This is a genomic window from Curvibacter cyanobacteriorum, assembly GCF_028649475.1.
GTDB lineage: Bacteria > Pseudomonadota > Gammaproteobacteria > Burkholderiales > Burkholderiaceae_C > Curvibacter > Curvibacter cyanobacteriorum.
Genome location: NZ_JAQSIP010000011.1, coordinates 123,315 through 150,284 on the forward strand (window position 1 = coordinate 123,315; position 26,970 = coordinate 150,284).

A 26,970-nucleotide genomic window follows, 5' to 3' on the forward strand; every position below is an offset into this window, starting at 1 on the left:
TGCGGCGCGGTGGAACCGCGTCAGGGGGCGCTTGTGTTGCGCTGCTCGGCCGCCGGGCTCAGCACATAGCCAAAGCGCGCTGGCAGGTCGGCAAACACCACCTCCTGCGGCTGCCACAGGCCCTGCTCCACCGCTTGCGCCACCGTGTCCACGTCGAGGGTGTGCACCAGGCCCAGGCCCAGGTCGGTGGACAGAAAAACCCGCCCCAACTCGTCGAGCCAGCAGGCCTGCACTTGTGCGGGCCGGTCGCTGTGGCTGCGCACACTGAAATCAGCCGCCACGCGCCAGACCCAGGGCGCCACCTCCAACTCCACATAGACGCGCTGCGGGCCGTTCTGAAAGTACCAGCGGCCCTGTGCGTCGGACTCGTAGTTGCGCTGGATGAACTCGATCAACTTGTCGTGCCGCAGCACCGAACCCCGCGCCCCGGCCACGCCACTGGCAAAAGCGCCAAGGGCCTGGGCGCGGTCGTCGCGCATGTACCACTGGCCGCGCGCGTCCAAGCCCAACCAGCCATAGCAGTCGGGCACATGGGGCCACTTGGCCATGGCTTGTCGAACGATGTCATCCATGGGATTTCCTGTTGCAAAGAGGTGAGTCGGCCGGGGGATGGGGGCGCCGCCGCGCCCTCAAAGCGAGAGGCCGGGCTGGGCCAGCCAGCCCCCCACGGCGTCGGGCATGCGGCGCACATGGCCCGGCACCCGCCCGTGCGGGAAGCCCACATGGCCGCCATGGGCGGGCTGCCAGAGCGTGACACACGGACCCACTTCGTTCTGGTGCGGCAGGCACCAGGCGGGCACGAAGGGGTCGTTGCGCGCATTGACAACCAGGGCCGGGATGCGGATGCGGTGCAGGTGCGGTTTGGCCGAGCCCCGCGCCCAGTAGTCCTCGGTGCTCTTGTAGCCGTGCAAGGGCGCTGTGAACACGTTGTCGAACTCATACAGGTCGCGCGCCTGGGTCAGCGCCTGGGCGTCAAACAGGCCTGGGAACTGGGCCAGTTTCTGCATCGCCTTGGGCTTCATGGTCTGCAGGAACATGCGCGTGTAGACCAGCCGGTTGAAGCCACGGCCAATGGCCCAGCCCCCGGCGGCCAGATCGATCGGCGAGCACACCGCGGCCACGCTGCTGGCCGTGTGGGCCGCTGTATCACCGGCCTCCTCAGCCCAGCGCAGCAGGGCATTGCCACCGAGCGAGATGCCCACCGCCATGACGGGCGCGCGGCGGCCGGCGCGCAGGCGCTGCAGCATCCAGCCGATTTCCTCGAAGTCCCCCGAGTGGTAGGCGCGCGGCGCGCGGTTGAGCTCGCCGCTGCAGCCACGGAAATGCGGCACGGCATAGGCCCAGCCGCGCTCACGCGCGTGGTCGGCAAAGGCCTCGGCGTAGTGGCTGCGCGAGCTGCCCTCGAGGCCGTGGAACAGCACCAGCATCGGGGCCTCGGGGCCGGGCTCGGTCTGGCCTGGCAGCTGCTGCAAGAAGTCGACATCGACAAAGTCGCCGTCGGGGGTGTCCCAGCGCTCGCGGCGGTACCGGGGCTCGGGCCCCAGCACCCGGCGCGAGAACAAAGCGGGCCAAATGGTTTGCAGGTTGCCCCCAGGCAGCCAGGCAGGTGCAACGTAGTTCATGGGGCGGTCGCTCCGAACCGAGGCCAAGGCAGCCGCGGGCTCAATGCAACACCGCCGGCATCTCGCCACCCGCCAGCGCCTCGTGGGGTGAACCTGGGCTGGCATGGTGCGCCACCATGCGCCAGCCTTGCGCGGTCTTGTGGTAGACGTTGGTGGCCACCACCCAGGCCTCGCGCGGCCCGGCAGCGGTCATGACCTCGATGCGCTCGACCACGCTGTGCACGGCGCTGGCCAGGGCGTCCACGCGGTGCACACGCTCGATGCGCACCGCCAGCGGACCTTGCGCAAACAAGGCCTCAAACGCAGCCCGGATGGCGCCCATGCCGACCAGGCGCGGCCCGCCCGGGTGCACGCACACGATGTCGTCCTCATCGGCCCAGCAGGACATCAGCAAGGCGATGTCCCCTTTTTGCAGGGCTTCGTAGAAGGCGGCTTCGGTCTCGTCTGCGGACCCACCCACGGTGGCGGCCTGAAATTTGGCTTGGGGCATGGCGAGCTGGTGATGGATAGCGAACAGCCCTCGATTTTGCCGCGCTTTCAATGACCGTGGCGTGTGCGTTGGCCATGACCCGTTCCGGCTCTGCCGCAGCGGCCCTCACCGGCCGACTGTCTGGTCGACCCCATCGGCGTGGACGGCCAAGGCGGGCGCTCAGCGGCCTCTTGGGGCTTTCGGCAAGGCCCCATGAAAAAAGCCCCGGCCGGTGGCACGGGGCTGTTCGGGGAGGCGCCACCGCAGTGGCGCGTCCGTTGCGCGTTCAGCGCTTTTGGCGGAACTTGCGCAGGGCGGCAATCTGGGCGGCCATGACGGCCAGCTCGGATTGGGCCTTGGCGAGGTCCAGATCGCTCTTCGCGTTCTTGATCGCCTCTTCGGCCGCAGCGCGGGCCTTGTTGGCTTTCTCTTCGTCCAGGTCCTTGCCGCGGATCGCGGTGTCAGACAGCACGGTCACGCAGTTCGGTTGCACTTCCAGAATGCCACCGGCCACGAACACGAACTCTTCGCCGCCATTGGCCGTCTCAATGCGCACCGAGCCAGGCTTGATGCGGGTGATGAGGGGCGTGTGGCCCGGCAGAATACCGAGTTCACCATTCTCACCAGGCAGCGCCACAAACTTGGCTTCACCCGAGAAGATGGACTCTTCGGCACTCACAACGTCAACATGAATGGTTGCCATGGCAATCCTTTCTTGGGGCTTGACCGCACTGGCCGGGTGGGGGTCCGGGGACCCCGACACGGCCAGTCACGGAGGGCCTTAAATCTTCTTGGCCTTTTCGAAGGCTTCGTCGATGGTGCCAACCATGTAGAAGGCCTGCTCGGGCAGGTGATCGCACTCACCGGCCACGATCATCTTGAAACCACGGATGGTTTCCGACAGCGGAACGTACTTGCCAGGCGAGCCGGTGAACACTTCAGCGACGTGGAAAGGCTGCGACAGGAAACGCTGAATCTTACGGGCGCGGGCCACCACCAGCTTGTCTTCCGGTGCCAGTTCGTCCATGCCCAGAATGGCGATGATGTCGCGCAGTTCCTTGTAGCGTTGCAGCGTGCCTTGCACAGCGCGGGCGGTGCTGTAGTGGTCGTCGCCGACCACGTTCGGGTCCAGCTGACGGCTGGTCGAGTCCAGCGGGTCCACAGCGGGGTAGATGCCCAGGGCAGCGATGTCACGGCTCAGCACCACGGTGGAATCCAAGTGGGCGAAGGTCGTGGCAGGCGACGGGTCGGTCAAGTCATCGGCAGGCACGTAAACGGCTTGGATGGAGGTGATCGAACCGACCTTGGTCGAGGTGATACGCTCTTGCAGACGGCCCATTTCTTCGGCCAGCGTCGGTTGGTAACCCACGGCGGAAGGCATGCGACCCAGCAGAGCGGACACTTCGGTACCGGCCAGCGTGTAGCGGTAGATGTTGTCCACGAAGAACAGCACGTCACGGCCTTCGTCACGGAAGGATTCCGCAATGGTCAGACCGGTCAGGGCCACGCGCAGACGGTTGCCCGGCGGCTCGTTCATCTGACCGTAAACCATGGCCACCTTGGACTCGCCCAGGTTCTCCAGGTTCACCACGCCAGAGTCGGCCATTTCGTGATAGAAGTCGTTCCCTTCACGGGTACGCTCGCCCACACCAGCGAACACCGACAGACCCGAGTGAGCCTTGGCGATGTTGTTGATGAGTTCCATCATGTTCACGGTCTTGCCCACACCGGCGCCACCGAACAGACCCACCTTGCCGCCCTTGGCGAACGGGCAGACCAAGTCGATCACCTTGATGCCGGTTTCCAGCAGTTCTTGCGAAGGCGACAGCTCGTCATAAGCCGGGGCCTTGCGGTGGATCGAGGCGGTCAGCTCTTGGCTGACAGGACCGCGTTCGTCGATGGGCGCGCCCAGCACGTCCATGATGCGACCCAGGGTGGCCTTGCCGACGGGCACCGTGATGGGCGCGTGGGTGTTGGTCACGATGAGGCCACGACGCAGACCGTCGGACGAACCCAGGGCAATGGTACGCACCACGCCGTCGCCCAGCTGTTGCTGAACTTCCAGGGTCAGTGTGGAACCTTCGAGCTTGAGAGCGTCGTAGATCTTGGGCATCTGGTCACGCGGAAACTCCACGTCCACCACAGCGCCAATACACTGAACAATTTTTCCTTGAACTTGAGCCATTTTTTGCTCCAAAAATTTTTAAACCGTTAGGACGGATAAGCGAGCGCGATCAGACGGCCGCCGCACCCGACACGATCTCCGAAAGTTCTTTCGTGATCGCTGCCTGACGCGTCTTGTTGTAGACCAGCTTGAGCTCACCAATGACACTGCCCGCGTTGTCGGTCGCGGCCTTCATGGCCACCATGCGCGCCGACTGTTCGGATGCCATGTTTTCCGCCACGGCCTGGTAGATCAGGGATTCAACGTAGCGCACCAGCAGGTCGTCGATGACGGCCTGAGCGTCGGGCTCGTAGATGTAATCCCAGCCATGTTCGGTCTTCTCGGCTTGCAGGGTGGCGGCGGACAGGGGCAGCAACTGCTCCAGCACCGATTCCTGCTTCATCGTGTTGATGAACTTGGTGTAACCCAGGTAGACCGCGTTGATGCGACCTTCTGCGTAAGCATCCAAGAGCACCTTCACGGGGCCAATCAACTTGTCCAGATGCGGGGTATCGCCCAGACCCGTGACGTGCGAAACCACTTTCGCGCCGACACGGTTCAGGAAACCCAGACCCTTGTTACCGATGGCCACTGCCTCGGTCGACACGCCTGCACTTTGCAGGTCGCGCAACTTGGCCGTCACCGCACGCAGCACGTTGGTGTTCATGCCGCCGCACAGACCCTTGTCGGTCGTGACGACGATCACACCAGCGGCTTTCGCGTCGTTCACTTTCATGAACGCGTGCGTGTAGTCCGGGTTGGCCTGGCCGAGGTTGGCGGCAACGTTGCGGATCTTTTCGCTGTAAGGACGGGCAGCACGCATCCGGTCCTGCGCCTTGCGCATCTTGGATGCGGCCACCATTTCCATGGCCTTGGTGATCTTCTTGGTGTTCTCCACCGATTTGATCTTGCCGCGTATTTCCTTGCCTGCTGCCATATGTGCTCCTAAAGCGTTTGAAGGGTGCTTTTAGAGCGCTTTAGGCAAACGACTTCTTGAACGCGCCAATGGCAGCGGTCAGTTCAGCTTCGGCGTCCTTGTCCATGGCCTTGTCCTTCTCGAGCTTGGCGAGCAGGGCGGCATGGCTGGTCTTCAGGAACTGGTGCAGACCGTGTTCGAAGGCCAGGACCTTCTTGACTTCGATGTCGTCCAGGTAACCCTTGTTGACGGCGAACAGCGTCGCGCCCATCAGCGAGATGGGTTGCGGGCTGTACTGAGCCTGCTTCAGCAGTTCGGTCACGCGGGCACCGCGGTCCAGCTGCTTGCGGGTGGCTTCGTCGAGGTCCGAGGCGAACTGGGCGAAGGCCGCGAGTTCACGGTACTGGGCCAAGTCGGTACGGATACCGCCGGACAGGTTCTTGATCAGCTTGGTCTGGGCAGCACCACCGACGCGCGACACCGAGATACCGGCGTTGATGGCGGGGCGGATACCGGCGTTGAACAGGCTGGTTTCCAGGAAGATCTGGCCGTCGGTGATCGAGATCACGTTGGTCGGAACGAAGGCGGACACGTCACCGGCTTGGGTTTCGATCACTGGCAGAGCGGTCAGCGAACCGGTCTTGCCCTTGACGGCGCCCTTGGTGAAGGCTTCCACGTAGTCGGCGTTCACGCGAGCGGCGCGTTCGAGCAGACGGCTGTGGAGATAGAACACGTCGCCAGGGAAAGCTTCACGGCCCGGGGGACGGCGCAGCAGCAGCGACACTTGACGGTAGGCCACGGCTTGCTTGGACAGATCGTCATAAACGATCAGCGCGTCTTCGCCACGGTCACGGAAGTATTCGCCCATCGTGCAGCCCGAGTAGGCCGACACGTACTGCATGGCAGCCGATTCAGAAGCCGAGGCAGCCACCACGATGGTGTAGTCCATGGCGCCAGCTTGCTCCAGGGCACGCACGACGTTCTTGATGGACGAAGCCTTTTGGCCGATCGCGACGTACACGCAGGTAACGCCTTGACCCTTTTGGTTGATGATCGCGTCGATGGCGACAGCGGTCTTGCCGGTTTGACGGTCACCGATGATCAGTTCGCGCTGGCCGCGGCCGACGGGCACCATGGAGTCGATGGACTTCAGGCCGGTCTGCAGAGGTTGGCTCACGGATTCACGGGCGATCACGCCCGGAGCGACCTTTTCGATCACGTCGGTCAGCTTGGCGTTGATCGGGCCCTTGCCGTCGATCGGCTGACCCAGTGCGTTCACCACGCGGCCGATCAGTTCGGGGCCCACGGGCACTTCCAGAATGCGGCCCGTGCACTTCACGGTGTCGCCTTCGGAGATGTGCTCGTACTCGCCCAGAATCACGGCGCCGACGGAGTCACGCTCGAGGTTCAGCGCCAGGCCGAACGAGGGAACGCCGTCCTTGTTGGCCGGGAATTCGAGCATTTCGCCCTGCATCACGTCAGACAGGCCGTGCACGCGAACGATACCGTCGGTCACGGACACCACGGTGCCCTGGTTGCGGATGTCAGCGCTGCCAGCCAGCCCTTCGATGCGGCTCTTGATCAGTTCAGAAATTTCTGCGGGATTGAGTTGCATGACTCTTTCCTTCTTTCTTGGTTTAGCCGAGGCACAAGGCCGCGGTTCACGCGGCCAGGGCCGCTTTCATTTGTTCGAGACGCGCTTTGACCGAGGTGTCGAGCACCTCGTCGCCCACCGCCACACGGATACCACCGATGAGGGTGCTGTCCAGTTGAACGGTCAGGTTGAGCTTGCGGGCAAAACGCTTTTCGAGCGAGGCGGCGAGGTCTGCCAGGGCAGCGCCGTCCACGGGGAACGCGCTGTACACGATGGCATCCGACGAGCCGCTTTGGGCATTGACCAGTTTGCGGAACTGGGTAGCAACTTCAGGCAGCGCTTGGAGCCGGCCGTTGTCGATCACCGCGCGCAAGAAGTTTTTGCCCTGCTCGGGCAACACGTACTTGGTCAGGCCAGCCACCAGGTCGAAAACCTGTTGGCCGCTGACTTTGGGGCTCTCGGCAAACTGCTTGAGCTGGGCGTCGGCTGCAATCGCAGCCAGCTCGTCCAGCCAAGCGGCCGTGGCGTTGAGGTCAACGCCAGCGGTCGATGTGCTGGCCTTGAACAGGGCCTCGGCGTAAGGACGGGCAATGGTGGCGAGTTCAGCCATGGTTGCTCCTTACAGCTCGGTCTTCAGGCGGTTCAGCAGATCGGCGTGAACGCCGGCATCGACTTCCTTGCGCAGGATTTGCTCAGCACCCTTCACAGCCAGCACGGCAACCTGCTCACGCAGGGCCTCACGGGCCTTGACCGATTGCTGCTCGGCTTCTGCCTTGGCAGCGGCAACAATCTTGTTGCCTTCTTCGGTGGCACGGGCCTTGGCCTCGTCGATGATGGCCTGAGCACGACGCTCAGCATCAGCCAGACGCGATGCAGTTTCAGTGCTGGCGGCGGCCAATTCCTTCTTCACGCGCTGGTCTGCAGCGGCGAGTTCGGTCTTGGCACGGTCGGCAGCAGCGAGACCATCGGCGATTTTCTGGGCACGTTCATCCAACGCCTTCGCGATCGGGGGCCACACGAATTTCATCGTGAACCACACCAAGATCAGGAATACGATGGCCTGAACGAACAGGGTCGCATTGATACTCACGGCAACACCTTTCTAGAGTGGCGTTGAACGGGAATTACTTGGGCAGGTTGGCCAAGAAGGTCGAAGCGAACGGGTTAGCGAAGGCGAACAGCAGAGCGATGGCCACACCGATCAGGAAGGCGGCGTCGATCAGACCGGCCAAGATGAACATCTTGGTTTGCAGTTCGTTGATCAGCTCAGGTTGACGAGCGGAAGATTCGAGGAACTTACCACCCATCAGTGCGATGCCGATCGAAGCGCCGATAGCGCCCAGACCAACGATCAGACCACAAGCCAGAGCGACGAGACCGAGAATGTTTTCCATGATGACTCCTTAAAGATACGGATGGTTGAGGAAAGAAAAAACGAGAACGAGAAAATCAGTGGGCGTTGTGTGCCTGACCCAGGTAGATCAGTGCCAGCATCATGAAAATGAACGCTTGCAACGTGATCACCAGGATGTGGAACAGCGTCCAGATGGTGCCCGCAATGATGTGACCCACCGGCAGCAAGACACCCGACAGGGACAGTGCCGCTGCGCCGCCCATGAGCGCGATCAGCATGAACACCAGTTCACCTGCATACATGTTGCCGAACAACCGCATGCCATGGGACACGGTGTTGGCCACGTATTCAATCACCTGCATCAGCAGGTTCACAACGCCCAGGATGAGGGCAAAAATCGGGTTCTTGCTGGTGCCGAAAGGCGCCGAGACGAGTTCGTGAGCCCAGCCGCCAGCGCCCTTGATCTTGACGCTGTACCAGAAGCGCAGCACCAGCACGGCGAACGCCAGGCCCAGGGTGGTGGAGAGGTCGGCGGTCGGCACCACGCGCAGATAGGCGTGCGAAGCGTCATGACCAGCGGCAGCGTAAGCCTGACCCCACAGTGCCGGCAGCAGGTCCACAGGCAGCATGTCCATGAAGTTCATGAGGAAGATCCACACGAACACGGTCAGACCCAGCGGAGCGATGAACTTGCGGCTTTCAGCGCTGTGGATGTTGGCCTTGGCTTGGTTGTCCACCATTTCGACCAAGATCTCAACCGCTGCCTGGAAGCGGCCCGGCACACCCGAGGTGGCCTTGCGTGCGGCGACCAGCAGCAGCAACACAGCGACGATGCCGAGCAGGCCGGCAATCACGATGGAGTCGAAATTGACAACCGAGAAATCAACGATGGCCTTCTGCGGGACATTCTGCAAATGCTGCAAGTGGTGAACGATGTACTCACTCGCTGTCGGGGCATGTTGTTCTGCACTCATCTTTCAACTCTTTCCTTTAACTCTTCGAACGAACAGTCAATTCGGTTTCACGGACCTGATCTGCAGCCACAGCGCAAACCAGTACATCTTCAACGTCAACACCACGCCGGCCAACAAGGCCAGCCAGACCAACCCCGGGATCACCCAGGGCGCAGCCGCCAGTGCGGCCACGGTCAGCACGATCTTGACGAGCTCCCACCCAAACAACCCGGTCACCGCAGCCCCCGGGTTGGACGACGCCATGTGCTTGCGCACCCCTCGGGCAAACAGTGCTGCGGGAATCACCACAGCCAGACTGCCATAGGCGGCGGACCATGCGGCCACCGGACGTCCGGTCAGCCCCCAGGCCAACAAAGCCACCAGGGCACCAACCAAGGCCTGAACCATCAGGATTCGCACCAACGAAACAGGCACGATTCTTGAACGAAGCTGCTGCGCCTCTTCGGCTGTCAGCGGCTTGAAATCAGACTCTTCCACCTCATCTTCAGAACCTGGCGCGATTGTGTTCATTTTGGGTTACGCCAGGGTTACAAGCCTGAATTTCAGCAAAGCCATTGATTATAAGTAAAAACCCAGATCAGCCAAGGCTGTAGAGCGAACACGCCTGAAAAGATCCCCAGGCAAAGCTGTCATGACTTCGACACACGCAATGCCTCGCGGCGGCTCAGGCTCCGGGTCCCCTGCACGCACCAGCCCGTCAGCGCCGATAATTTGACCATGCAAGCACTTCCAGACACCCTCTGTTTTCTGAACGGCGACTATACCGCCCTCCAAGAGGCCCGCATCAGCGTGCTCGACCGCGGCTTCATCTTCGGGGATGGCATCTACGAGGTCATCCCGGTCTACGGGGGACGGCTGTTTCGCTTTGACGAGCACATCGCGCGGCTGGCGCGTTCGCTCGCCGAGGTTCAGATGACCAACCCGCACAGCGCCGACGCGTGGCGTGAGATCGCCGAAGGCCTGATCGCGCGCAACCCCGCGTCCCAGCAGAGCGACCACACGGTCTACCTGCAGGTCACCCGTGGCGTGGCGCCGCGCGACCACGCCATGCCGCAGGGCGTGACCCCCACGGTCTTTGCGATGATCAACCCGCTCAAGGCGCAGTCCGCCCAAGCCCGCACCGAAGGCGTGGCGTGCGTCACCGCCGAAGACTTTCGCTGGCAAAAGGGCCACATCAAGAGCACCAGCCTGCTGTCGGCCGTGCTGGCCCGCCAGATCAGCGTCGAAGCCGGTGGCACCGAGACCATCCTGCTGCGCGACGGCATCCTCAGCGAAGCCTCGTCGAGCAATGTCTGGGTGGTCAAAGACGGCCGGGTGATGGGTTCGCCCCGCGATCACCTGGTGCTCGAAGGCATCCGCTACGGTTTGCTCGAAAGCCTGTGCCGCGACGCCGGCATCCCCTTCGAGTTGCGCCGCATCAGCCGCGCCGAACTGCTGGCCGCCGACGAGATCCTGCTCTCCTCGGCCACCAAGGAAGTGCTGGCCGTGACGCGCCTGGACGGCCAGGCCGTGGGCAGCGGCCGACCCGGCCCGATCTACCAACAGCTGTACGCAGGCTACCAACAAGCCAAGGCGCCGCCGCGCCCGGCCGCCGAACCCGCACCCGTGGCCGCCGCCGCGCCGGTGGCGGCCCCTGTGGCGGCCAGCGCCAAGGCCTCGGTGCCCATCGAAGGGGCGGAGTCCCTGATCGAGTACCCGAGCCTGTTCCCGATCAAGGTCATGGGCCCGCGCGTCGAGGGCTTTGTCGAGACCATGGTGGCCATCGCCACCGAGCACGATCCCGGCTTTGAACTCAGCCGCGTGCAACAGCGCGACAGTTCGGGCGGCAAGTACCTGAGCGTGACCCTGACCGTGACCGCCACCAGCCGCGAGCAGCTGGACAACCTGTACCGCGCCCTGACGGCCCACCCGCTGGCCAAGTACGTGCTCTGAGATGGCAGCGGACATGCAGTGCCAGGTGCTGGGTCGGGTGGCCTACGAGCCCACGCTGGAGGCGATGCAACGCTTCACCGCCGAGCGCGACGAGCAGCAGGCCGACCAGCTCTGGCTGTGCGAACACCCCCCCGTCTTCACCCAGGGGGTGGCGGGCCAGGCGACCCACCTGCTGGCCCCGGGCGACATCCCGGTGGTGGCCACCAACCGCGGTGGCCAGGTCACCTACCATGGCCCCGGTCAGGTGGTGGCCTACCCACTGATCGACCTGCGGCGCAGCGGCTACTTCGTCAAGGAGTACGTCTACCGCATCGAAGAAGCCGTGCTGCGCACCCTGATTCATTTCGGGGTGACGGGGCACCGGGTCACGGGGGCGCCGGGCATTTATGTGCGCCTGGATGACCCCTTCAGCCACGCGGCTTTGAGCGGCCCGATGCCGGCCCACGACCCGTTTCGCGGCCTGGGCAAGATCGCGGCGCTGGGCATCAAGGTCAGCCGACAGTGCACCTACCACGGACTGGCGCTGAACGTGGCCATGGACCTGTCGCCCTTCGAGCGCATCAACCCTTGCGGTTACGCAGGCTTGAAAACCGTGGACCTTTCTACAATCGGGGTTCAATCCACTTGGGAAGACGCGGCAGCGGTCCTGGGCCAGAAGCTCCAGACCTTTCTCGCGCCGTAATTCAGATGAGCACCAACGAAGTCGTACGAGAAGCACAGGCGGTCGACGCCTACAACCCCTTGGCCAAGCAAAAGGCAGCGGCCAAGCTGTCCCGCATTCCGGTCAAGGTCGAGCAGGCCGAGGTGCTGAAGAAGCCCGAGTGGATCCGCGTCAAGGCCGGCTCGCCCACCACGCGCTTCTACGAAATCAAGCAGATCCTGCGCGAAAGCCAGCTGCACACGGTGTGCGAAGAAGCCTCCTGCCCCAACATCGGCGAATGCTTCGGCAAGGGCACGGCCACCTTCATGATCATGGGCGACAAGTGCACGCGGCGCTGCCCCTTCTGCGACGTGGGCCATGGCCGCCCCGACCCGCTGGACGTGAACGAACCCGAGAACCTGGCCAAGACGATTGCCAAGCTCAAGCTCAAGTACGTGGTGATCACCAGCGTTGACCGCGACGACCTGCGCGACGGTGGCAGCGGCCACTTTGTCGAGTGCATTCGCCAGACCCGCGCCCTGTCGCCCGACACGCAGATCGAGATCCTGGTGCCCGATTTCCGCGGCCGCGACGACCGCGCCCTCGAGATCCTGAAGGCCGCACCGCCCGATGTGATGAACCACAACCTCGAAACCGTGCCGCGCCTCTACAAGGAAGCCCGCCCCGGCTCGGACTACGCCTTCAGCCTGAACCTGCTCAAGAAGTTCAAGGCCCTGCACCCCAACGTGCCGACCAAGAGCGGCATCATGGTGGGCCTGGGCGAGACCGACGAAGAAATCCTGCAGGTGATGCGCGACATGCGCGAGCACCACATCGACATGCTGACCATTGGCCAGTACCTCGCGCCCAGCAACAGCCACCTGCCGGTGCGCCGTTATGTGCACCCGGACACCTTCAAGATGTTCGAAACCGAGGCCTACAAGATGGGCTTCAGCCACGCCGCCGTGGGCGCCATGGTGCGCTCCAGCTACCACGCCGACCAGCAGGCCGGCCATGTGCTCGAAGGCAAAGCCTGAGTGCCGGACCGCCGAGGCCGCGGGGCACCGCCCCGCTGACGGGGGCTGACCGCCGGCGGTGACTCAAACGCAGACGCCGGCCCGCCCTGCCCGCGGGGGCTGCGCCTGGCACGGCGGCACGGCGGCACGGCGCCGCCAGCCTGCCACGCTCAGGTGGGCATCAACTGACTGGGGTCGTCGCTGAGCAGCACCGTCTGCGCCCAGGGACTGAGCTTGCGGGTGTCGCTGCGCAGCACCTCCTGCTTGACGGCCAGGATCTGCGACGGGTGCATCGAAAAACTGCGCAAACCCAGGCCGAGCAAGAGCCGCGTCATGCCCACATCCCCGGCCATTTCGCCGCACACACTGACCTCTTTGCCCAGCGCGCGGCAGGCGTCCAGGGTGTCGGACACCAGCTTGAGCACGGCGGGGTGCAACGGGTCATAGAGGTGGGCCACCGACTCGTCGGCGCGGTCGATGGCCAGCGTGTACTGGATCAGGTCGTTGGTGCCAATCGACAAGAAGTCAAAGTACTGCAGGAACAGGCGCACCGACAGGGCTGCGGCGGGGATCTCGATCATCGCGCCCAGCTGGATCGGTCCATGCACCATGCCCAGGTTGTCCAGCTCGGCGCGCGCCAAGTCGATCTGCGCCAGCGTTTGGCGGATCTCACGGCCATGCGCGAGCATCGGGATCAACAGCTTGACCTTGCCATGCGCGGCCGCCCGCAGGATGGCACGCAGCTGGGTGCGGAACATGGCCGGGTCGGCCAGGCTCCAGCGGATGGCGCGCAGGCCCAGGGCCGGGTTCAGGTGGGCGTCGTCGCGGTGGGTGTGGTCCAGCGGCTTGTCGGCCCCCACGTCCACCGTGCGGATGGTGACCGGCAGGCCCTGCATGCCCTCGACGGCACGGCGGTAGGCCTGGTACTGCTCTTCCTCGCCGGGCAGCTTGCCCTGGCGGCCCATGAACAAAAACTCGCTGCGGAACAGGCCCACGCCCAGCGCCCCCGCGGCCAACGCGGCAGGGGCGTCTTCGGGCATTTCGATGTTGGCCAGCAGCTCGACTTTTTCGCCGTCCATGGTGACGGCCGGCGTGTGCCGCAGCCGCGACAGGCGCTGACGCTCCAGCTCCCCCTGACGCTGCTTGAACCCGTACTCGGCCAGGATGATCGGCGACGGGTCGACGATCATCACCCCGGCGTCGCCGTCGATGATGACCCAGTCGTCCTGGCGCACCAGCTGGCTGGCGCTGCGCGCACCCACCACGGCCGGGATGTCCATGCTGCGCGCGACGATCGCGGTGTGGGATGTCTTGCCGCCCACATCGGTGACAAAGCCTGCGAACACGCTCTGCTTGAACTGCAGCATGTCGGCCGGCGACAGGTCGTGCGCCACCAGCACCAGCGGCACGTCGACCGTGTCGTCAAGCAGCAGTTCCTGCTGCGACCGGCGCGGTGACGGCGGCGGCGGGGAGACCGGCGAGGCGGCGCCTTTCATGTGGCGCAGCACGCGCTCGACCACCTGCTCCAGGTCGGCCTTGCGCTCGCGCAGGTACTCATCCTCCATCTCGTCGAACTGGCGGCCAATCACCTCGAGCTGGGTGGTCAGGGCCCACTCGGCGTTGTAGAGGCGCTCGGTCACCCAGTGCTTGACGCCCGAGGTCAGTGCCTCGTCCTGCAACAGCATCAGGTGCACATCCAGCAGCGCGGTCAGTTCGTGCGGCGCTTCGTTGGGGCCCATCTGCGCCACGCTTTGCTGCAGGCGCTGCAACTCGTCAACCACCGCGTTGCGTGCGGTCCGGATGCGGTCAATCTCGGCCGGCACACGGGCGGGGTCGATGAAATAGTGGGCCACATCGATGCGGCTGGAGGCCACCAGAACAGCCCGCCCGATGGCGATGCCACGGGCCACCGCGAGTCCATGGACAGTGAAGGTCATGCCGTGCTTTCTGTGGTGGGGTTAAGGCGGGGCCAGGGCCCCGAACGGCTCACTCGCCTTCGCCAAACTTGTCGGCGATCAGGGCCAACAAGGCGTCCATGGCTTCCTGCTCCTGCGGGCCATCGGTTTCCAGCACCACCTGGCTGCCGATGCCGGCGGCCAGCATCATCACGCCCATGATGCTCTTGGCGTTGACGCGGCGCTCGCCTTTGGAGATCCAGACTTCGCTGGGGAAACTGCCAGCCAGCTTGGTGAGCTTGGCCGAGGCCCGCGCATGCAGGCCGAGCTTATTGCTGATGGTCGTAGTGGTTTTGATCATTTTTTCTCCTCGCCTGGTTCTGGGGTGCCGTGATGGCCACCTGCAGCACGCCTTGCGTGCCCCCGACCACCGCGCGCGACACCAGCGCATCCAGGGATTCATGCCGGTACGTCACCGTGCGCAGCAACATGGGCAGATTGACGCCCGCAATCAAGCGGGAGTGGACGCCGTCCACCAGCCGCTGTGCGACGTTGCACGGGGTGGCCCCGAAGACATCGGTCAGGACCAGGATGTCACGCGGGGCCAGCGTGGCCATGGCAATGCGGGCCGTGGCCAGGGTCTCGTCGGGTGACAGGTTGGGTTGCACATCCACCGCCACCACATCGCGGTCGCAATCAGGAAAGACATGCAGCGCACACTGGCGCAATGCGTGGGCCAGGGGCGCGTGGGCGATGATCAGGATGCTGTTGCTCATGGGGTCGGTGTTTGCGTTGCATTATGGCTTTTCGCCACCCGGAAATAGGCGTAACTGAGCACGGAACAGAGCAGGAAAACACCCATGGCGGCCCGAAAGGCGGCCGGCGCGGTCCAACCCAAGCCCACAAAGAGGTCCACGCCCAGACCAATGCCCCACTGCACCACGAAGACGCCAGCGAACACCACCAGGTTGTAGGCCGACAGGGCGCGCCCGGCGAGCGCCGGGACAAAGGCCATGGCCACCGCTGGCTGGGCCAGCGAGACAAAGGTCGAGGTGACACAGAACAGCGCCCAGGCCCAGGCCCCGGCCTGCTCACCCAGCAAGACGATCAGTGCCATCACGCCCAGGCTGATGGGCAGGCCGTGGGTGATGAGCCGGTCCACCGTCCAGCCCCGCGCGAACAGCTTGGGCGTCATCAGCCCCCAGGCCCAGAAGGTGCACAGCATGCACAGGTTGATGGCAAACAGGCCCGTGGCCGCCTCGGCCGGCGTGTAGCCCGCCACACGCACCATCCACGGCCCAGCCCACAGGGTTTGCATCGCGACCATGCCGCCGTAGCTGCAAAAACCAATCGGCACCATGCGCCGGAAATACGGGTGGCGCCACACCTCGCCGTAGCCCGGGGCCACCGGTGGGGCGGTCGATTCGGCGGGCTCGGCTGGGGCCCAGCGCGGCACCCGCCAGGCAATCAGCCCCATGGCCAGCACGGTCAAGGCCGCCAGCCCCCAGAACAGGGGCCGCCAGCCCACCCAGGGCAGCAGCAACTGCACCGGCAAGGTGGACGCCACCATGCCCATGGAGCCCGTCATCAGCATCCAGGAATTGGCCCGCAACTGGGCCTGCGGCGAAAGCCAGCGGCGAAAACCCGTCAGCGGCGCCATCAGGCAGGCGCTCACCCCCACGCCACACAGCACCCGGGCGGCCATCAAGGCCGAGAAACTGGTGGCCATTGAGAACGCCAGGCACCCCAGCACGGCCACGGCCAGAAAACTCAAGATCACACGGCGCGGGCCGTACCGGTCCAGCCAGGTGCCCAAGGGCAACTGGGTGGCGGCAAAGCCCAGAAAGTAGCCCCCCGCCAGCAAGCCCAGGTCGCGTGCCTGCAAGGCAAACTCCTGGGTCAGCAGCGGTGACAGCGTGGCGGTCACGGCCCGGATCAGGGCCGACAGGAAATACGCCGAGGCAAAAGACAGAAAAACGACGATGGCCGCCGAACGGGGCAAGGGATGGAGCACCGGAACCTCACTGAAACTTCAGACTGTCGAGCCAGGTCTGAGCGGGCTCAGCGGGCACCTTGGGGGCGTAGAAAGCCGCCTGAAACAACCGGGTGCCATCGGCACCGGCATGGGCAAACCAGGCCAGTTGCGCCTGCACGGCACGCCCATCGGGCTGACGCCCCGACACCACCTGGCGCAGCGACTCGGGCAAGCCCAGCGCCCCGGCGGGCACAAAGGCCTGGGCGGGGCCACCGACCGCCTCGGCGCCCAGGTGGCGCAAGGTGGCCTGGCGCCAATGGGCCAGGGCCTCACCGGGCGTCTGGCCCGCGGGCAAGGGCATGTGCGAGAGGGCCAGCAACGCGTCGCCGGCCTCGCAGCCCAGCATGGCCATCTCCACCGACTGGGCGCCCAGGGGCACGCTGCGGCTGCCACGGTCGGGTTTGCACGGCAGCATCAAGGACAAGGACCACTCAGGCGCGCGCACCTCGCGCCAGTTGAAGGTGGGGCTGCAGGCGCCCAAGGCCAGCGCTGCCGCACAGGCCCAGACGCTGGAGCGTCGAAAATGGCCGCCCAGCAGCCCTCCACCGGCCTTTGTCAAATAAGAACTCATGTCATCATTATCTGGTTGCCACCAGAATGGTGCATGGGCCTTCCATGGGGGGAGACCCCGTCAATCGCGATCAGGAGCTTTGGAATGGCTGACTTTCTACTGGTTCACGGTGCTTGGCATGGCGCCTGGTGCTGGCGACACGTGACCGAGGGCCTGATCCGCGCCGGTCACCGGGCCCATGCCGTGACGCTGACCGGGGTCGGTGAGCGGGCTCACCTGATGTCGCGAGACATCACCCTGGAGACCCACATCGCCGATGTGGTGCAGGCGCTGGAGGCCGAAGAGCTGCAGGACGTGGTGCTGGCCGTGCATTCCTACGCAGGCATGCTGGGCACCGCGGTGGCCGACCGCCTGCCGCAGCGCCTGCAACACCTGGTCTATGTCGATGCGGTGGTGCCCAAGGTGGGCGAAAGCTGGAGCAGCACCCACGCCCGCGCCACGCGCGAGGCGCGCCTGGCGGCGGCCCAGCAAGACCCACATTACAGTTTCCCGGCGCCCGACCCGGCGGTGTTTGGCCTCGGTGCCGAGCAGCACGCCTGGGTCAAACGGCGCCAGACCCCGCACCCGGGCCACACCTACGAGGCCCCTTTGCAGTTCGATCCGCAGCGCGTGGCCTCGGTGCCGCGCACCTTCATCAACTGCACCACACCGCCGCTGGCAACCATTGACGTGATCCGCACGCGGGTGCGAGACCCCAAGTTCTGGGACGGCGCCTGGCTGCCGGGCTCGCGCTGCGTGGACCTGGCCACCGGGCATGACCCCATGATCAGCGCCCCCGATGCACTGATCGCTTTGTTGCTCGAATGCACCTGAACACCCTGCGTGGGACCCCACCTCCTTCACCCCGGGACCCAGCGCACCGAAAATGCTACAAAATGACACCTTGTCTGGTTCGAGCTTGGGCTTGAATCGCCGCTTTTCCCCATGACACCCCGGGCACTGCGCCCCTGTCAGGCACTGTCACCACCATGGCCCTCGCTTCCGATCCCGCCCGCTCCGATGGTCGCCCCCACCCGGTTGGGGGGACACCTCCGCCCCGCCCCGAGTACCTGCTGGCGGGCTCGATCGGCGCCGAACTGTCGGGCCCTTTGCTGGAAATGGAAGACATCGTTCAGCAACTGCTGGGAACCGGCAAGTTGTCACGACAGCAGGTGAATGCCTTGATGAGCGCGCTGGGCACAGCGCGGCGCATCGCCAACCAGAGCCAGCTGCTGGACCGCCTGGCGCACAGCCCGATTCGACAATCACACGAGCAGGTGGCGTTGGACAGCCGCCTGCGACAAGCCCTGGCCGACAATGCGGGCCTGCTGCAAAGCCGTGCGGTGGACCTGGTGCACCGCCTGCAGGCGGTCGAGGTGCTGATCGACCCGAGCCTGCTCGAGACCCTGCTGCACGCAGCGTTGTCCTGGATGGCGCGGCCCGGCTACCGGCTCAGCGTCTCCCTGGAGCTGCCGAGCTGGCCGCCACACGGGATGCTGACCTTCAAGGCCCGGCCCACCGTGTCCGACTCCAGCACCCCGGTGACGCGGCAACCCGAGCCCTACCGCCTGAGCTGGTGGCTGCTGGTGGAGGCGGCCGCGCACGCACAGATCCCGCTGCAACACAGCGAATCGAACCAGCAGCTGACGCTGACGCTGGAGTTCAAGCGCACCGTCAAGCAAATGGAGGTCACCACGCCCATGGCGCTGCAAAGCACAGGCGACTCGTGGGCCAGCAGCCACTCACGTGACCTGGCCAGCCCCCGCCTGCTGCTGGTGACCGCGGACATCGCCCTGCAGGAGGACGTGGAGCAGATCTGTGCCGCCAGCGGGCTGCAGGTGGACACCGTGATCAGCGCCGAGCGGGCCCGCCGCGCCTGCGAGGCCGACCGGCCCCAGATGCTCATCGTCGACCAGCGCCTTAACTGCGAAGCCCTCGACACCCTGCGCCAGACCCTGCTCGACCACGACAACCGGTTTCCGACCGTCGAGATCACCGCCGAGCAGCACACCCTGACGATGACGAACTGGATGGACGGCGCAGTCGACCGCATCGACCGCAGCAACCTGCGCTCGCAGTTGCCCGCCGTGCTGGTGCGTGACCTGGGCAAGTCCCGATGAGGCCCACCTCGGCAGTGCCGCGCCCCGGGCCCAGCGATCCGCTCGCCCCATCGAACTTTTGCGCGGCGCCCGAGTCGACTCTGTCGAATGCCCGGCCCTGAGGGCGCGCTCTCGCGTGCGCAGGGCTTTCGACTAAACTGGCAGCCCGCGCGGAGACCCCTTTGACGAGCAAATCAACCTTTCTGGCCCTGGCCTGCGCCGCGGGTCTGGCCCTGGCGGCTGGCACCTTCTGGTGGACCAGCCAAGCCACGCCGGCCCCGGAATCCACCTTTGTGCTGCTGGACGGCAGCCGCCAGACCACCGCCCAGTTGCAGGGCCAGGTCACGCTGGTGAACTTCTGGGCCACCAGCTGCACCACCTGCGTGGCGGAGATGCCCAAGATCATCGCCACCCACGACAAGTACCAATCCAAGGGTTACAACACCCTGGCCGTGGCCATGAGCTACGACCCGCCCGCCTATGTGGTGAACTTTGCCCAGACCCGCAAACTGCCGTTCTCGGTGGCGATTGACAACACCGGTCAGGTCGCCAAGGCCTGGGGCGATGTGCAGCTGACCCCCACCACCTACCTGGTCAACAAAAAGGGCCAGATCGTGAAGCGCTACATTGGCGAGCCCAACTTCGCCGAGCTGCACCAGTTGATCGAGAAGCTGCTGGCCGAAACCTGAGCCTGGCAGCGGCCCACACCGCAGCGCCCCAAAGCGCGTGCGCGGTGAGGGGCGCCTTATCCCCGCCCACCGCCCCAGCCGGCGCTGCACCCGCCACAGGGTGCCCCGCCTTCTGCGCTGATCACCATCAGAGGCCCCTCCGAAGCTCGGCGCCCGCTTGCGCCGGGCGCTGAAAGCTTGGTGCAGGCCGGTGCTGTGATAATCAGTGACCTTCAGTTGTCTTTCCCCTACCGTGACACCGCCCGACGTTCAGATCCTTATCCCCCACAGCGATGCGGACATCGAGCGGGCGCGCGAGATCTTCCGCGAGTACGCCGACAGCCTGGCCATTGACCTGTGCTTCCAGAACTTCGAGCACGAACTGGCCCATTTGCCCGGTGACTACGCACCGCCCCGTGGCACCCTGCTGCTGGCCCTGGTCGATGGCGAGGTTGCCGGCTGCTGTGCGCTGCGCCCACTGGACACCGCCGATTACCCCAACGCCGCCGAAATGAAGCGGCTTTACGTGCGCAAGGCCTTTCGGCGCTTTGGCCTGGGGCGCCTGCTGGCCGAATCGGTGCTCGATGCGGCGCGCCAGGCGGGCTATGCCAGTGTGCTGCTGGACACCCTGGACGACATGGAGTCGGCGCGCGCGCTCTATGCCGAACTGGGCTTCGAAGAGATTCCGCCCTACTACCACAACCCCATTGCGGGCTCGCACTACCTCAAGGCCGACCTGTTCTGACCCCCGGGGGCTGGCCCCGTGGCCTGTCGCCTCGATGCCGGGGTCTGGGGTGGGTCGCCCAAGCATGAAAAAAGCGGTGGCACCGGGCAGGTGCACACCGCTTTGTTTTTGACGCTCAGCTCAGGCGCCCCAAGGCGCCGTGCGATCAGGCCTGGGCCTGGGCCAGCAGGGTGGCGGCGTCGCTGACTTCGAACTTGCCGGGGCCTTCGACGTTCAGGGTGACGACGGTGCCGTCCTTGACCAGCATCGAGTAGCGGTTGCTGCGCACGCCCATGCCACGGCCCGTCAGGTCCAGCGTCAGGCCAGTGGCCTTGGCGAAATCGGCGCTGCCGTCGCCCAGCATGCGGACCTTGCCATTGGTTTTTTGGTCACGGGCCCAGGCGCCCATCACGAAAGCGTCGTTCACGCTGACACACCAGATCTCGTCGACGCCCGCAGCCTTGAAGGCTTCGGCTTGCTCCACATAACCCGGCACGTGCTTGGCCGAGCAGGTGGGGGTGAAGGCGCCAGGCAGGGCGAACAAGGCAATGGTCTTGCCAGCGGTGGCCTTGGCCACATCGACGGCATTGGGGCCAATGCTGCAGCCTTCGCCCTCCACTTCAGAGTATTCCATCAGGGTGGTGGAAGGCAGCTTGTCGCCAACTTTGATCATGTGTGCTCCTCAAGTTACAGGGGGGTGAACAGGCCCACGTGAAAACGCAGGCCCAAAAAGAAAAACGACCCACATTGTGGGTCGTTTCTCAGAGGCTTGTCGCGTCAGTCGGTGAAGACTTAAACGATGGAGGCCTTTTGAACCAGACGGGTCGCAACCCAGTTCTTGGTCTTGGAGATCGGACGGCTTTCGGTGATCTCGATCACGTCGCCCAGCTTGTACTCGCCATTTTCGTCATGGGCGTGGTACTTGCTCGACTTGCCGACGATCTTGCCGTAGAGCTCGTGCTTCACACGGCGCTCGATCAGCACGGTCACGGTCTTGCTACGCTTTGCGCTGACAACCTTGCCAATCAAGGTGCGCTTGAGGGATTTTTTAGCTTCCGTCATGTGGGCTCCTTACTTGGCGGCTTGCTTTTCAGCAAGGATGGTCTTGGCACGTGCGATGTCACGACGGGTCGTGCGCAGCGTAGACGTGTTGGTGAGTTGTTGCGTGGCTTTTTGCATACGCAGACCGAAGTGGGCCTTTTGCAGGGCCTTCACTTCAGCTTCCAGGCCGGCAACGTCTTTTTGGCGCAGTTCAGCAGCTTTCGTCATATCGATTTCTCCTGAATTACTGGCCGAGCAGGCGGGTCACGAACGTGGTGCGCAGCGGCAGCTTGGCAGCGGCCAGACGGAACGCTTCACGGGCCAGTTCCTCAGGAACACCCACGATTTCGTACAGCACCTTGCCAGGCTGGATTTCAGCCACGTAGTACTCCGGGTTACCCTTACCGTTACCCATACGCACTTCAGCAGGCTTCTGGGAAATCGGCTTGTCGGGGAACACGCGGATCCAGATGCGGCCGCCACGCTTCACGTGACGGGAGATTGCACGACGTGCAGCCTCGATCTGGCGGGCCGTCAGACGGCCACGGTCCGTGGACTTCAGGCCGAAGTCACCGAAAGCCACCGAGTTACCTCGGGTGGCAATACCGGTGTTGCGACCCTTTTGCTCCTTGCGATACTTGCGGCGAGCAGGTTGCAGCATAGTTATTCTCCTTTACCGTCCGCTGCTGTAGCGGGCGCGGTGACCTTGCGGACGCGCTTAACGGCAGATTTAGCATCAGCACCACCGGCTTCAGCAGGCTTGTCGCTGCCATCGGCCGGAGCGGTGTTGCCACCGATCGGACGACGGGGACCACGGCGGTCAGCACCAGGACGGTCGCCAGGGCGGCCATCACGACGCGGGCCACGCGGGCGACGCTCTTCTTCAGCACGGGGCTCAGTCACGGCGGGCAGGTCATTGCGGCCCAGCGTGTCGCCCTTGTAGACCCAAACCTTGACGCCGATGACGCCGTAGGTGGTCTTGGCTTCCGAGAAGCCGTAGTCGATGTCGGCACGCAGCGTGTGGAGGGGCACGCGACCTTCGCGGTACCACTCGCAACGAGCGATTTCAATGCCGTTCAGACGACCCGACGACATGATCTTGATGCCCAGGGCACCCAGACGCATGGCGTTTTGCATCGCGCGCTTCATGGCGCGACGGAACATGATGCGCTTTTCGAGCTGCTGGGTGATCGAGTCAGCGATCAGCTTAGCATCGATTTCGGGCTTGCGCACTTCTTCGATGTTCACAGCAACAGGCACGCCCAGGCGAGTCGCGAGTTCCTTCTTCAGGTTCTCGATGTCTTCACCCTTCTTGCCGATCACGACGCCCGGACGAGCCGAGAAGATCGTGATGCGGGCGTTCTTGGCGGGGCGCTCGATCAGAATGCGCGACACAGCGGCATTCTTCAGCTTGGCCTTCAGGTACTCGCGAACCTTGATGTCTTCAGCCAGCATGCCGGCGAAGTCACGGTTGCTCGCGTACCAGCGGCTGGCCCAGTTACGGCTGACCGCCAGGCGGAAGCCAGTAGGATGGATTTTCTGTCCCATATGTCTGACCAGCCTTTCAGTTGCCAACCGTCACGTACACGTGGCACGTGGGCTTGCTGATGCGGTTGCCGCGACCCTTGGCGCGAGCGGTGAAACGCTTGAGCGTGGCACCTTGCTCAACGTAGATCGTCTTGACGCGGAGTTCGTCAATGTCGGCACCATCGTTGTGTTCGGCGTTGGCAATGGCAGATTCAAGAACCTTCTTGACGATGCCAGCAGCTTTTTTCTGCGTGAACGTCAGGATGTTCAGAGCCTGATCCACCTTCTTGCCACGGATCAGATCGGCGACCAGACGGCCCTTATCGACCGACAGACGGACGCCCCGGAGGACTGCACGTGTTTCCATGGTCATTCCTTATTTCTTCTGGACTTTTTTGTCCGCGGGGTGACCCTTGAAGGTGCGCGTCAGGGCGAATTCGCCCAGCTTGTGGCCCACCATCTGGTCAGTGACGTACACCGGCACGTGTTGCTTGCCGTTGTGAACGGCAATGGTCAGACCGATGAACTCGGGCAGAACCATGGAGCGACGCGACCAGGTCTTGATTGGCTTCTTGTCCTTGTTGGCAACGGCCTTTTCGACCTTGGCAACCAGGTGATGGTCAACAAACGGACCCTTTTTAAGAGAGCGAGTCATTTGTTACCCCTTACTTTTTACGGCGCGACACGATCATGACCTGAGTGCGCTTGTTGTTACGGGTACGGTAACCCTTGGTCAGATTGCCCCAAGGATCGACTGCGTGACGGCCTTCGCCGGTACGACCTTCACCACCACCGTGCGGGTGGTCGATCGGGTTCATGGCCACACCGCGAACGGTCGGGCGAATACCCATCCAACGCTTCACACCGGCCTTGCCCAGTTGGCGCAGGCTGTGTTCTTCGTTGGCGACTTCACCGATGGTGGCGCGGCACTCGATGTGGATCTTGCGAACTTCACCCGAGCGCAGGCGAACCTGAGCGTAAACGCCTTCACGGGCCAGCAGGGTGGCCGAAGAGCCAGCCGAGCGGGCGATCTGAGCACCCTTGCCGGGTTGCAGCTCAATCGCGTGAATGGTCGAACCCACCGGGATGTTGCGGATCGGCAGCGTGTTGCCAGCGCGGATCGGGGCTTCCGAACCACTCAGCAGCGTTGCGCCAGCTTCCACACCACGGGGAGCAATGATGTAACGACGCTCGCCGTCGGCATAGCACAGCAGTGCAATGTGAGCCGTGCGGTTCGGATCGTATTCCACGCGTTCCACCTTGGCGGGGATCCCATCCTTGTTACGGATGAAATCGACCACGCGGTAGTGGTGCTTGTGGCCACCGCCCTTGTGACGGGTGGTGATGTGACCATTGTTGTTGCGGCCGGCCTTCTGGAATTGCGGTTCCAGCAGCGCAGCGTGCGGAGCACCCTTGTACAGGTGATCGCGCGTCACCTTCACCACGGCACGTTGGCCAGGCGAGGTGGGTTTCATCTTAATGACAGCCATGATTACGCAGCCTCCCCGGAGAGGTTGAGCTCTTGACCGGGCTTCAGGGTCACATAGGCCTTGCGAACGTTGTCGCGGCGGCCAACAGACTTGCCAAAACGCTTGGTCTTGCCTTTGGTGTTCACCACAGACACGCCCTTGACTTCAACCTTGAACATCAATTCCACAGCGGCCTTGATTTCAAGCTTGGTAGCGTCCTGCAGCACTTTGAACGTCACAGCATTGGACTTCTCGGCAACCATGGTGGCCTTTTCGGACACGATGGGGGCGACCAGAACTTGCATCAGACGGCCTTCGTCAAACTTCACGGTGCTCATGCGAACATCTCCTTGAGTTTGTCGATTGCGCCCTTGGTGACGAGCACTTTCTTGTAATGAACCAGCGACAGCGGATCAGCGTAACGGGCTTCAACGACGAGCACGTTCGGCAGATTGCGCGAGGCGAGGTACAGGTTTTCGTCAACTTCGTCGGCAATCACCATCACCGATTCAAGGTTCATCGCCTTGAACTTGTCAGCCAACAGCTTGGTCTTGGGAGCGTCCACCTTCAGGGTGTCCACCACAGCCAGGCGGCCTTCGCGAACCAGTTGCGAGAAGATCGAAGCCATACCAGCGCGGTACATCTTCTTGTTGATCTTCTGGCTGAAGTTTTCGTTCGGCAGGTTCGGGAAAATGCGACCGCCCCCACGCCACAGAGGCGAGGAAGTCATACCAGCACGAGCGCGGCCGGTACCCTTTTGCTTGAAAGGCTTCTTGGTCGAGTGCTTGACTTGTTCACGGTCTTTTTGAGCGCGGGTGCCTTGACGGGCGTTGGCTTGATAAGCCACCACGATCTGGTGAATCAGGTCTTCGTTGTAATCACGACCGAACACGGTTTCCGGCGCTTCAAACTTCGAAGCGGCTTGACCTTGGTCGTTCAGGAGTTCGAGCTGCATTAGTTCGCTCCTTTGGATGCTTTGACCTTGATGGCCGGACGCACCGTCACGAAGCCACCCTTGGAGCCCGGAACAGCGCCCTTGATCAAGAGCAGTTGGCGTGCTTCGTCGATGCGAATCACGTCGAGGTTTTGAGTGGTCACGAGGTCGACGCCGAGGTGGCCCGACATGCGCTTACCAGGGAACACGCGGCCCGGATCTTGCGCCATCGAGATGGAGCCCGGAACGTTGTGCGAACGGCTGTTACCGTGGGAAGCACGTTGCGAACCGAAGTGGTGACGCTTGATGGTCCCTGCGAAGCCCTTACCGATGGTCGTGCCTTGCACGTCCACCTTTTGGCCCACAGCGAACACAGCGGTCACGGGCACGTTGGCGCCAGCTTGGTACTGGGCTGCGGTGTCGGCCGTCACGCGGAATTCCTGGATGATTTCACCGGCTTCAACACCTGCCTTGGCAAGGTGGCCAGCGACGGGCTTGGTCACGCGCGATGCTTTGCGCGAACCGAACGTCACTTGCAGTGCGACGTAGCCGTCTTTCTCTTGGGATTTGACCTGGGTCACGCGGTTGTTGGACACATCCAGCACCGTGACAGGGATTGCATCCCCATCATCGGTGAACAGACGCATCATGCCCACCTTGCGGCCCAGCAACCCGAGGGAGTTGCTCAGACTCATGTAGTTCTCCAAAACTTCCACCGCCGCGACTTCAATTGGCCACGGCGCTTGTATGTGAAAGAGAGTTAATAAATTCCCGGCTGCAAATACAGCCGAGCCCAAAAGTATAACGCGAACCCGCCCACAGGGCAAGTCCGCATTATTTGGTCAACCAACACACCCGCCGCAGCGGGTGGGGAAGGTTTATTGCAGCTTGATTTCGACGTCGACGCCGGCGGGCAGGTCGAGCTTCATCAGAGCGTCAACCGTCTTGTCGGTCGGATCCACGATGTCCATCAGGCGTTGATGGGTGCGGATTTCGAACTGGTCACGGCTGGACTTGTTGACGTGGGGCGAACGCAGGATGTCGAAACGCTTCATGCGGGTCGGCAGGGGCACGGGACCCTTGACGATGGCGCCGGTGCGCTTGGCGGTGTCCACAATTTCAGCGGCCGATTGGTCGATGAGCTTGTAGTCGAATGCCTTCAGACGGATGCGGATCTTTTGCTTCGTGGACATGGTAATTCTCCAGTTTGATTCAAAGAATTACGCGATGATGGTGGCCACAACGCCAGCACCCACGGTCTTGCCGCCTTCGCGGATGGCGAAGCGCAGGCCTTCTTCCATGGCGATGGGGTTGATCAGCTTCACAGTGATCGACACGTTGTCGCCA

37 protein-coding genes and 1 pseudogene are annotated in these 26,970 nt (G+C 63.6%); 8 read left to right on the forward strand and 30 right to left on the reverse strand.

The window, feature by feature from the left end; genetic code table 11:
* Nucleotides 1-20 precede the first annotated feature (20 nt).
* The 12 genes from PSQ40_RS19145 to PSQ40_RS19200 all read right to left on the reverse strand — a co-directional run bounded on the left by PSQ40_RS19145 (nt 21) and on the right by PSQ40_RS19200 (nt 9,603).
* The gene (locus tag PSQ40_RS19145) at nt 21-572 is read right to left on the reverse strand and encodes a DUF2946 family protein (protein ID WP_273953489.1); all 552 of its coding nucleotides are present in this window, start codon (nt 570-572) and stop codon (nt 21-23) included.
* 57 nt (nt 573-629) lie between these two features.
* Complete coding sequence (locus PSQ40_RS19150; RefSeq protein WP_273953490.1) at nt 630-1,622, reverse strand: YheT family hydrolase; 993 nt, start codon at nt 1,620-1,622, stop codon at nt 630-632.
* A 40-nt stretch (nt 1,623-1,662) separates the two neighbouring features.
* Complete coding sequence (locus PSQ40_RS19155) at nt 1,663-2,112, reverse strand: YybH family protein (RefSeq protein WP_273953491.1); 450 nt, start codon at nt 2,110-2,112, stop codon at nt 1,663-1,665.
* A 265-nt stretch (nt 2,113-2,377) separates the two neighbouring features.
* A complete protein-coding gene (locus tag PSQ40_RS19160; RefSeq protein ID WP_273953492.1) occupies nt 2,378-2,794 on the reverse strand; it encodes a F0F1 ATP synthase subunit epsilon in 417 nt (138 codons plus the stop codon).
* Nucleotides 2,795-2,872: 78 nt separating this feature from the next.
* The gene (atpD, locus tag PSQ40_RS19165) at nt 2,873-4,276 is read right to left on the reverse strand and encodes a F0F1 ATP synthase subunit beta (RefSeq protein WP_273953493.1); all 1,404 of its coding nucleotides are present in this window, start codon (nt 4,274-4,276) and stop codon (nt 2,873-2,875) included.
* Between the two features lie 49 nt (nt 4,277-4,325).
* Nucleotides 4,326-5,192: a F0F1 ATP synthase subunit gamma gene (atpG, locus tag PSQ40_RS19170; protein WP_273953494.1), complete on the reverse strand. Its 867-nt coding sequence runs from the start codon at nt 5,190-5,192 to the stop codon at nt 4,326-4,328.
* Between the two features lie 40 nt (nt 5,193-5,232).
* Complete coding sequence (gene atpA / locus PSQ40_RS19175; RefSeq protein WP_273953495.1) at nt 5,233-6,786, reverse strand: F0F1 ATP synthase subunit alpha; 1,554 nt, start codon at nt 6,784-6,786, stop codon at nt 5,233-5,235.
* Between the two features lie 46 nt (nt 6,787-6,832).
* Nucleotides 6,833-7,375: a F0F1 ATP synthase subunit delta gene (locus tag PSQ40_RS19180; protein WP_273953496.1), complete on the reverse strand. Its 543-nt coding sequence runs from the start codon at nt 7,373-7,375 to the stop codon at nt 6,833-6,835.
* A gap of 9 nt (nt 7,376-7,384) precedes the next feature.
* Nucleotides 7,385-7,855: a F0F1 ATP synthase subunit B gene (locus tag PSQ40_RS19185; RefSeq protein WP_273953497.1), complete on the reverse strand. Its 471-nt coding sequence runs from the start codon at nt 7,853-7,855 to the stop codon at nt 7,385-7,387.
* A 34-nt stretch (nt 7,856-7,889) separates the two neighbouring features.
* Complete coding sequence (gene atpE, locus PSQ40_RS19190; RefSeq protein ID WP_007847749.1) at nt 7,890-8,159, reverse strand: F0F1 ATP synthase subunit C; 270 nt, start codon at nt 8,157-8,159, stop codon at nt 7,890-7,892.
* A gap of 55 nt (nt 8,160-8,214) precedes the next feature.
* Nucleotides 8,215-9,093, reverse strand: a complete 879-nt coding sequence (gene atpB / locus PSQ40_RS19195) for a F0F1 ATP synthase subunit A (protein WP_273953498.1) — start codon at nt 9,091-9,093, stop codon at nt 8,215-8,217.
* Nucleotides 9,094-9,129: 36 nt separating this feature from the next.
* Nucleotides 9,130-9,603, reverse strand: coding sequence for an ATP synthase subunit I (locus PSQ40_RS19200; RefSeq protein WP_273953499.1), 474 nt, complete (start codon nt 9,601-9,603; stop codon nt 9,130-9,132).
* A gap of 207 nt (nt 9,604-9,810) precedes the next feature.
* Between PSQ40_RS19200 and PSQ40_RS19205 the strand changes: the two are divergent.
* The 4 genes and pseudogenes from PSQ40_RS19205 to lipA all read left to right on the forward strand — a co-directional run.
* Nucleotides 9,811-10,665 (forward strand): annotated as a pseudogene (locus tag PSQ40_RS19205) (D-amino acid aminotransferase); the annotation flags it as partial.
* A gap of 87 nt (nt 10,666-10,752) precedes the next feature.
* Nucleotides 10,753-11,025, forward strand: coding sequence for a YbeD family protein (locus PSQ40_RS19210; RefSeq protein WP_409338627.1), 273 nt, complete (start codon nt 10,753-10,755; stop codon nt 11,023-11,025).
* A 13-nt stretch (nt 11,026-11,038) separates the two neighbouring features.
* Complete coding sequence (lipB, locus tag PSQ40_RS19215; RefSeq protein ID WP_273953522.1) at nt 11,039-11,707, forward strand: lipoyl(octanoyl) transferase LipB; 669 nt, start codon at nt 11,039-11,041, stop codon at nt 11,705-11,707.
* Nucleotides 11,708-11,712: 5 nt separating this feature from the next.
* A complete protein-coding gene (gene lipA, locus PSQ40_RS19220; protein WP_273953500.1) occupies nt 11,713-12,702 on the forward strand; it encodes a lipoyl synthase in 990 nt (329 codons plus the stop codon).
* Nucleotides 12,703-12,851: 149 nt separating this feature from the next.
* Here the strand turns inward: lipA and ptsP are convergent, their stop codons facing one another.
* The 5 genes from ptsP to PSQ40_RS19245 are packed head-to-tail and all read right to left on the reverse strand — an operon-like array spanning nt 12,852 to nt 17,182.
* A complete protein-coding gene (gene ptsP / locus PSQ40_RS19225; RefSeq protein ID WP_273953501.1) occupies nt 12,852-14,618 on the reverse strand; it encodes a phosphoenolpyruvate--protein phosphotransferase in 1,767 nt (588 codons plus the stop codon).
* Between the two features lie 49 nt (nt 14,619-14,667).
* Nucleotides 14,668-14,937: an HPr family phosphocarrier protein gene (locus PSQ40_RS19230; protein WP_273953502.1), complete on the reverse strand. Its 270-nt coding sequence runs from the start codon at nt 14,935-14,937 to the stop codon at nt 14,668-14,670.
* Nucleotides 14,906-15,352 (reverse strand): PTS sugar transporter subunit IIA, encoded by a 447-nt coding sequence (locus PSQ40_RS19235; RefSeq protein ID WP_273953503.1) that lies wholly within the window; start codon nt 15,350-15,352, stop codon nt 14,906-14,908. The genes PSQ40_RS19230 and PSQ40_RS19235 overlap by 32 nt, the downstream gene beginning before the upstream one ends.
* A complete protein-coding gene (locus PSQ40_RS19240) occupies nt 15,349-16,590 on the reverse strand; it encodes an MFS transporter (protein ID WP_273953504.1) in 1,242 nt (413 codons plus the stop codon). The genes PSQ40_RS19235 and PSQ40_RS19240 overlap by 4 nt, the downstream gene beginning before the upstream one ends.
* A gap of 7 nt (nt 16,591-16,597) precedes the next feature.
* Nucleotides 16,598-17,182, reverse strand: coding sequence for a hypothetical protein (locus PSQ40_RS19245; protein ID WP_273953505.1), 585 nt, complete (start codon nt 17,180-17,182; stop codon nt 16,598-16,600).
* Between the two features lie 84 nt (nt 17,183-17,266).
* Here PSQ40_RS19245 and PSQ40_RS19250 point away from each other — a divergent pair, with 84 nt between their 5' ends.
* The 4 genes from PSQ40_RS19250 to PSQ40_RS19265 all read left to right on the forward strand — a co-directional run bounded on the left by PSQ40_RS19250 (nt 17,267) and on the right by PSQ40_RS19265 (nt 20,673).
* Entirely contained in the window at nt 17,267-17,995 is a 729-nt protein-coding gene (locus tag PSQ40_RS19250) for an alpha/beta fold hydrolase (RefSeq protein ID WP_273953506.1), read from the forward strand.
* Between the two features lie 155 nt (nt 17,996-18,150).
* Entirely contained in the window at nt 18,151-19,281 is a 1,131-nt protein-coding gene (locus PSQ40_RS19255) for a hypothetical protein (RefSeq protein ID WP_273953507.1), read from the forward strand.
* Between the two features lie 182 nt (nt 19,282-19,463).
* Nucleotides 19,464-19,949: a TlpA family protein disulfide reductase gene (locus PSQ40_RS19260; protein WP_409338628.1), complete on the forward strand. Its 486-nt coding sequence runs from the start codon at nt 19,464-19,466 to the stop codon at nt 19,947-19,949.
* A 232-nt stretch (nt 19,950-20,181) separates the two neighbouring features.
* Nucleotides 20,182-20,673 (forward strand): GNAT family N-acetyltransferase, encoded by a 492-nt coding sequence (locus PSQ40_RS19265; RefSeq protein ID WP_273953508.1) that lies wholly within the window; start codon nt 20,182-20,184, stop codon nt 20,671-20,673.
* Between the two features lie 145 nt (nt 20,674-20,818).
* On the opposite strand, the gene PSQ40_RS19270 is transcribed toward PSQ40_RS19265, so the two are convergent.
* The 13 genes from PSQ40_RS19270 to PSQ40_RS19330 form a co-directional block, all read right to left on the reverse strand.
* Nucleotides 20,819-21,325, reverse strand: coding sequence for a peroxiredoxin (locus PSQ40_RS19270; RefSeq protein ID WP_273953509.1), 507 nt, complete (start codon nt 21,323-21,325; stop codon nt 20,819-20,821).
* A gap of 119 nt (nt 21,326-21,444) precedes the next feature.
* The gene (gene rpsQ, locus PSQ40_RS19275; RefSeq protein WP_273953510.1) at nt 21,445-21,714 is read right to left on the reverse strand and encodes a 30S ribosomal protein S17; all 270 of its coding nucleotides are present in this window, start codon (nt 21,712-21,714) and stop codon (nt 21,445-21,447) included.
* 9 nt (nt 21,715-21,723) lie between these two features.
* On the reverse strand, nt 21,724-21,921 hold the full coding sequence (gene rpmC / locus PSQ40_RS19280; RefSeq protein WP_273953511.1) for a 50S ribosomal protein L29: 198 nt from the start codon (nt 21,919-21,921) through the stop codon (nt 21,724-21,726).
* Nucleotides 21,922-21,937: 16 nt separating this feature from the next.
* A complete protein-coding gene (gene rplP / locus PSQ40_RS19285) occupies nt 21,938-22,354 on the reverse strand; it encodes a 50S ribosomal protein L16 (protein WP_273953512.1) in 417 nt (138 codons plus the stop codon).
* 2 nt (nt 22,355-22,356) lie between these two features.
* Nucleotides 22,357-23,241: a 30S ribosomal protein S3 gene (gene rpsC / locus PSQ40_RS19290; protein ID WP_273925276.1), complete on the reverse strand. Its 885-nt coding sequence runs from the start codon at nt 23,239-23,241 to the stop codon at nt 22,357-22,359.
* A 16-nt stretch (nt 23,242-23,257) separates the two neighbouring features.
* Nucleotides 23,258-23,587, reverse strand: coding sequence for a 50S ribosomal protein L22 (gene rplV, locus PSQ40_RS19295; RefSeq protein ID WP_019575642.1), 330 nt, complete (start codon nt 23,585-23,587; stop codon nt 23,258-23,260).
* Nucleotides 23,588-23,596: 9 nt separating this feature from the next.
* On the reverse strand, nt 23,597-23,875 hold the full coding sequence (gene rpsS, locus PSQ40_RS19300) for a 30S ribosomal protein S19 (RefSeq protein ID WP_273953513.1): 279 nt from the start codon (nt 23,873-23,875) through the stop codon (nt 23,597-23,599).
* 10 nt (nt 23,876-23,885) lie between these two features.
* Complete coding sequence (rplB, locus tag PSQ40_RS19305) at nt 23,886-24,710, reverse strand: 50S ribosomal protein L2 (protein ID WP_273925280.1); 825 nt, start codon at nt 24,708-24,710, stop codon at nt 23,886-23,888.
* 2 nt (nt 24,711-24,712) lie between these two features.
* Nucleotides 24,713-25,027 carry a 50S ribosomal protein L23 gene (gene rplW / locus PSQ40_RS19310; RefSeq protein WP_273953514.1) on the reverse strand — a complete coding sequence of 105 codons (315 nt, stop codon included), beginning with the start codon at nt 25,025-25,027 and terminating at the stop codon, nt 24,713-24,715.
* Nucleotides 25,024-25,644 (reverse strand): 50S ribosomal protein L4, encoded by a 621-nt coding sequence (rplD, locus tag PSQ40_RS19315; RefSeq protein ID WP_273953515.1) that lies wholly within the window; start codon nt 25,642-25,644, stop codon nt 25,024-25,026. Before rplD ends, rplW begins: the two co-directional genes overlap by 4 nt.
* Nucleotides 25,644-26,318, reverse strand: coding sequence for a 50S ribosomal protein L3 (gene rplC / locus PSQ40_RS19320; RefSeq protein WP_273953516.1), 675 nt, complete (start codon nt 26,316-26,318; stop codon nt 25,644-25,646). The genes rplD and rplC overlap by 1 nt, the downstream gene beginning before the upstream one ends.
* Before the next feature lie 183 nt (nt 26,319-26,501).
* Nucleotides 26,502-26,816 carry a 30S ribosomal protein S10 gene (gene rpsJ / locus PSQ40_RS19325; RefSeq protein WP_137895643.1) on the reverse strand — a complete coding sequence of 105 codons (315 nt, stop codon included), beginning with the start codon at nt 26,814-26,816 and terminating at the stop codon, nt 26,502-26,504.
* A gap of 27 nt (nt 26,817-26,843) precedes the next feature.
* The coding region (locus PSQ40_RS19330; protein WP_457851493.1) for an EF-Tu C-terminal domain-related protein at nt 26,844-26,970 on the reverse strand (127 nt) is incomplete at its 5' end.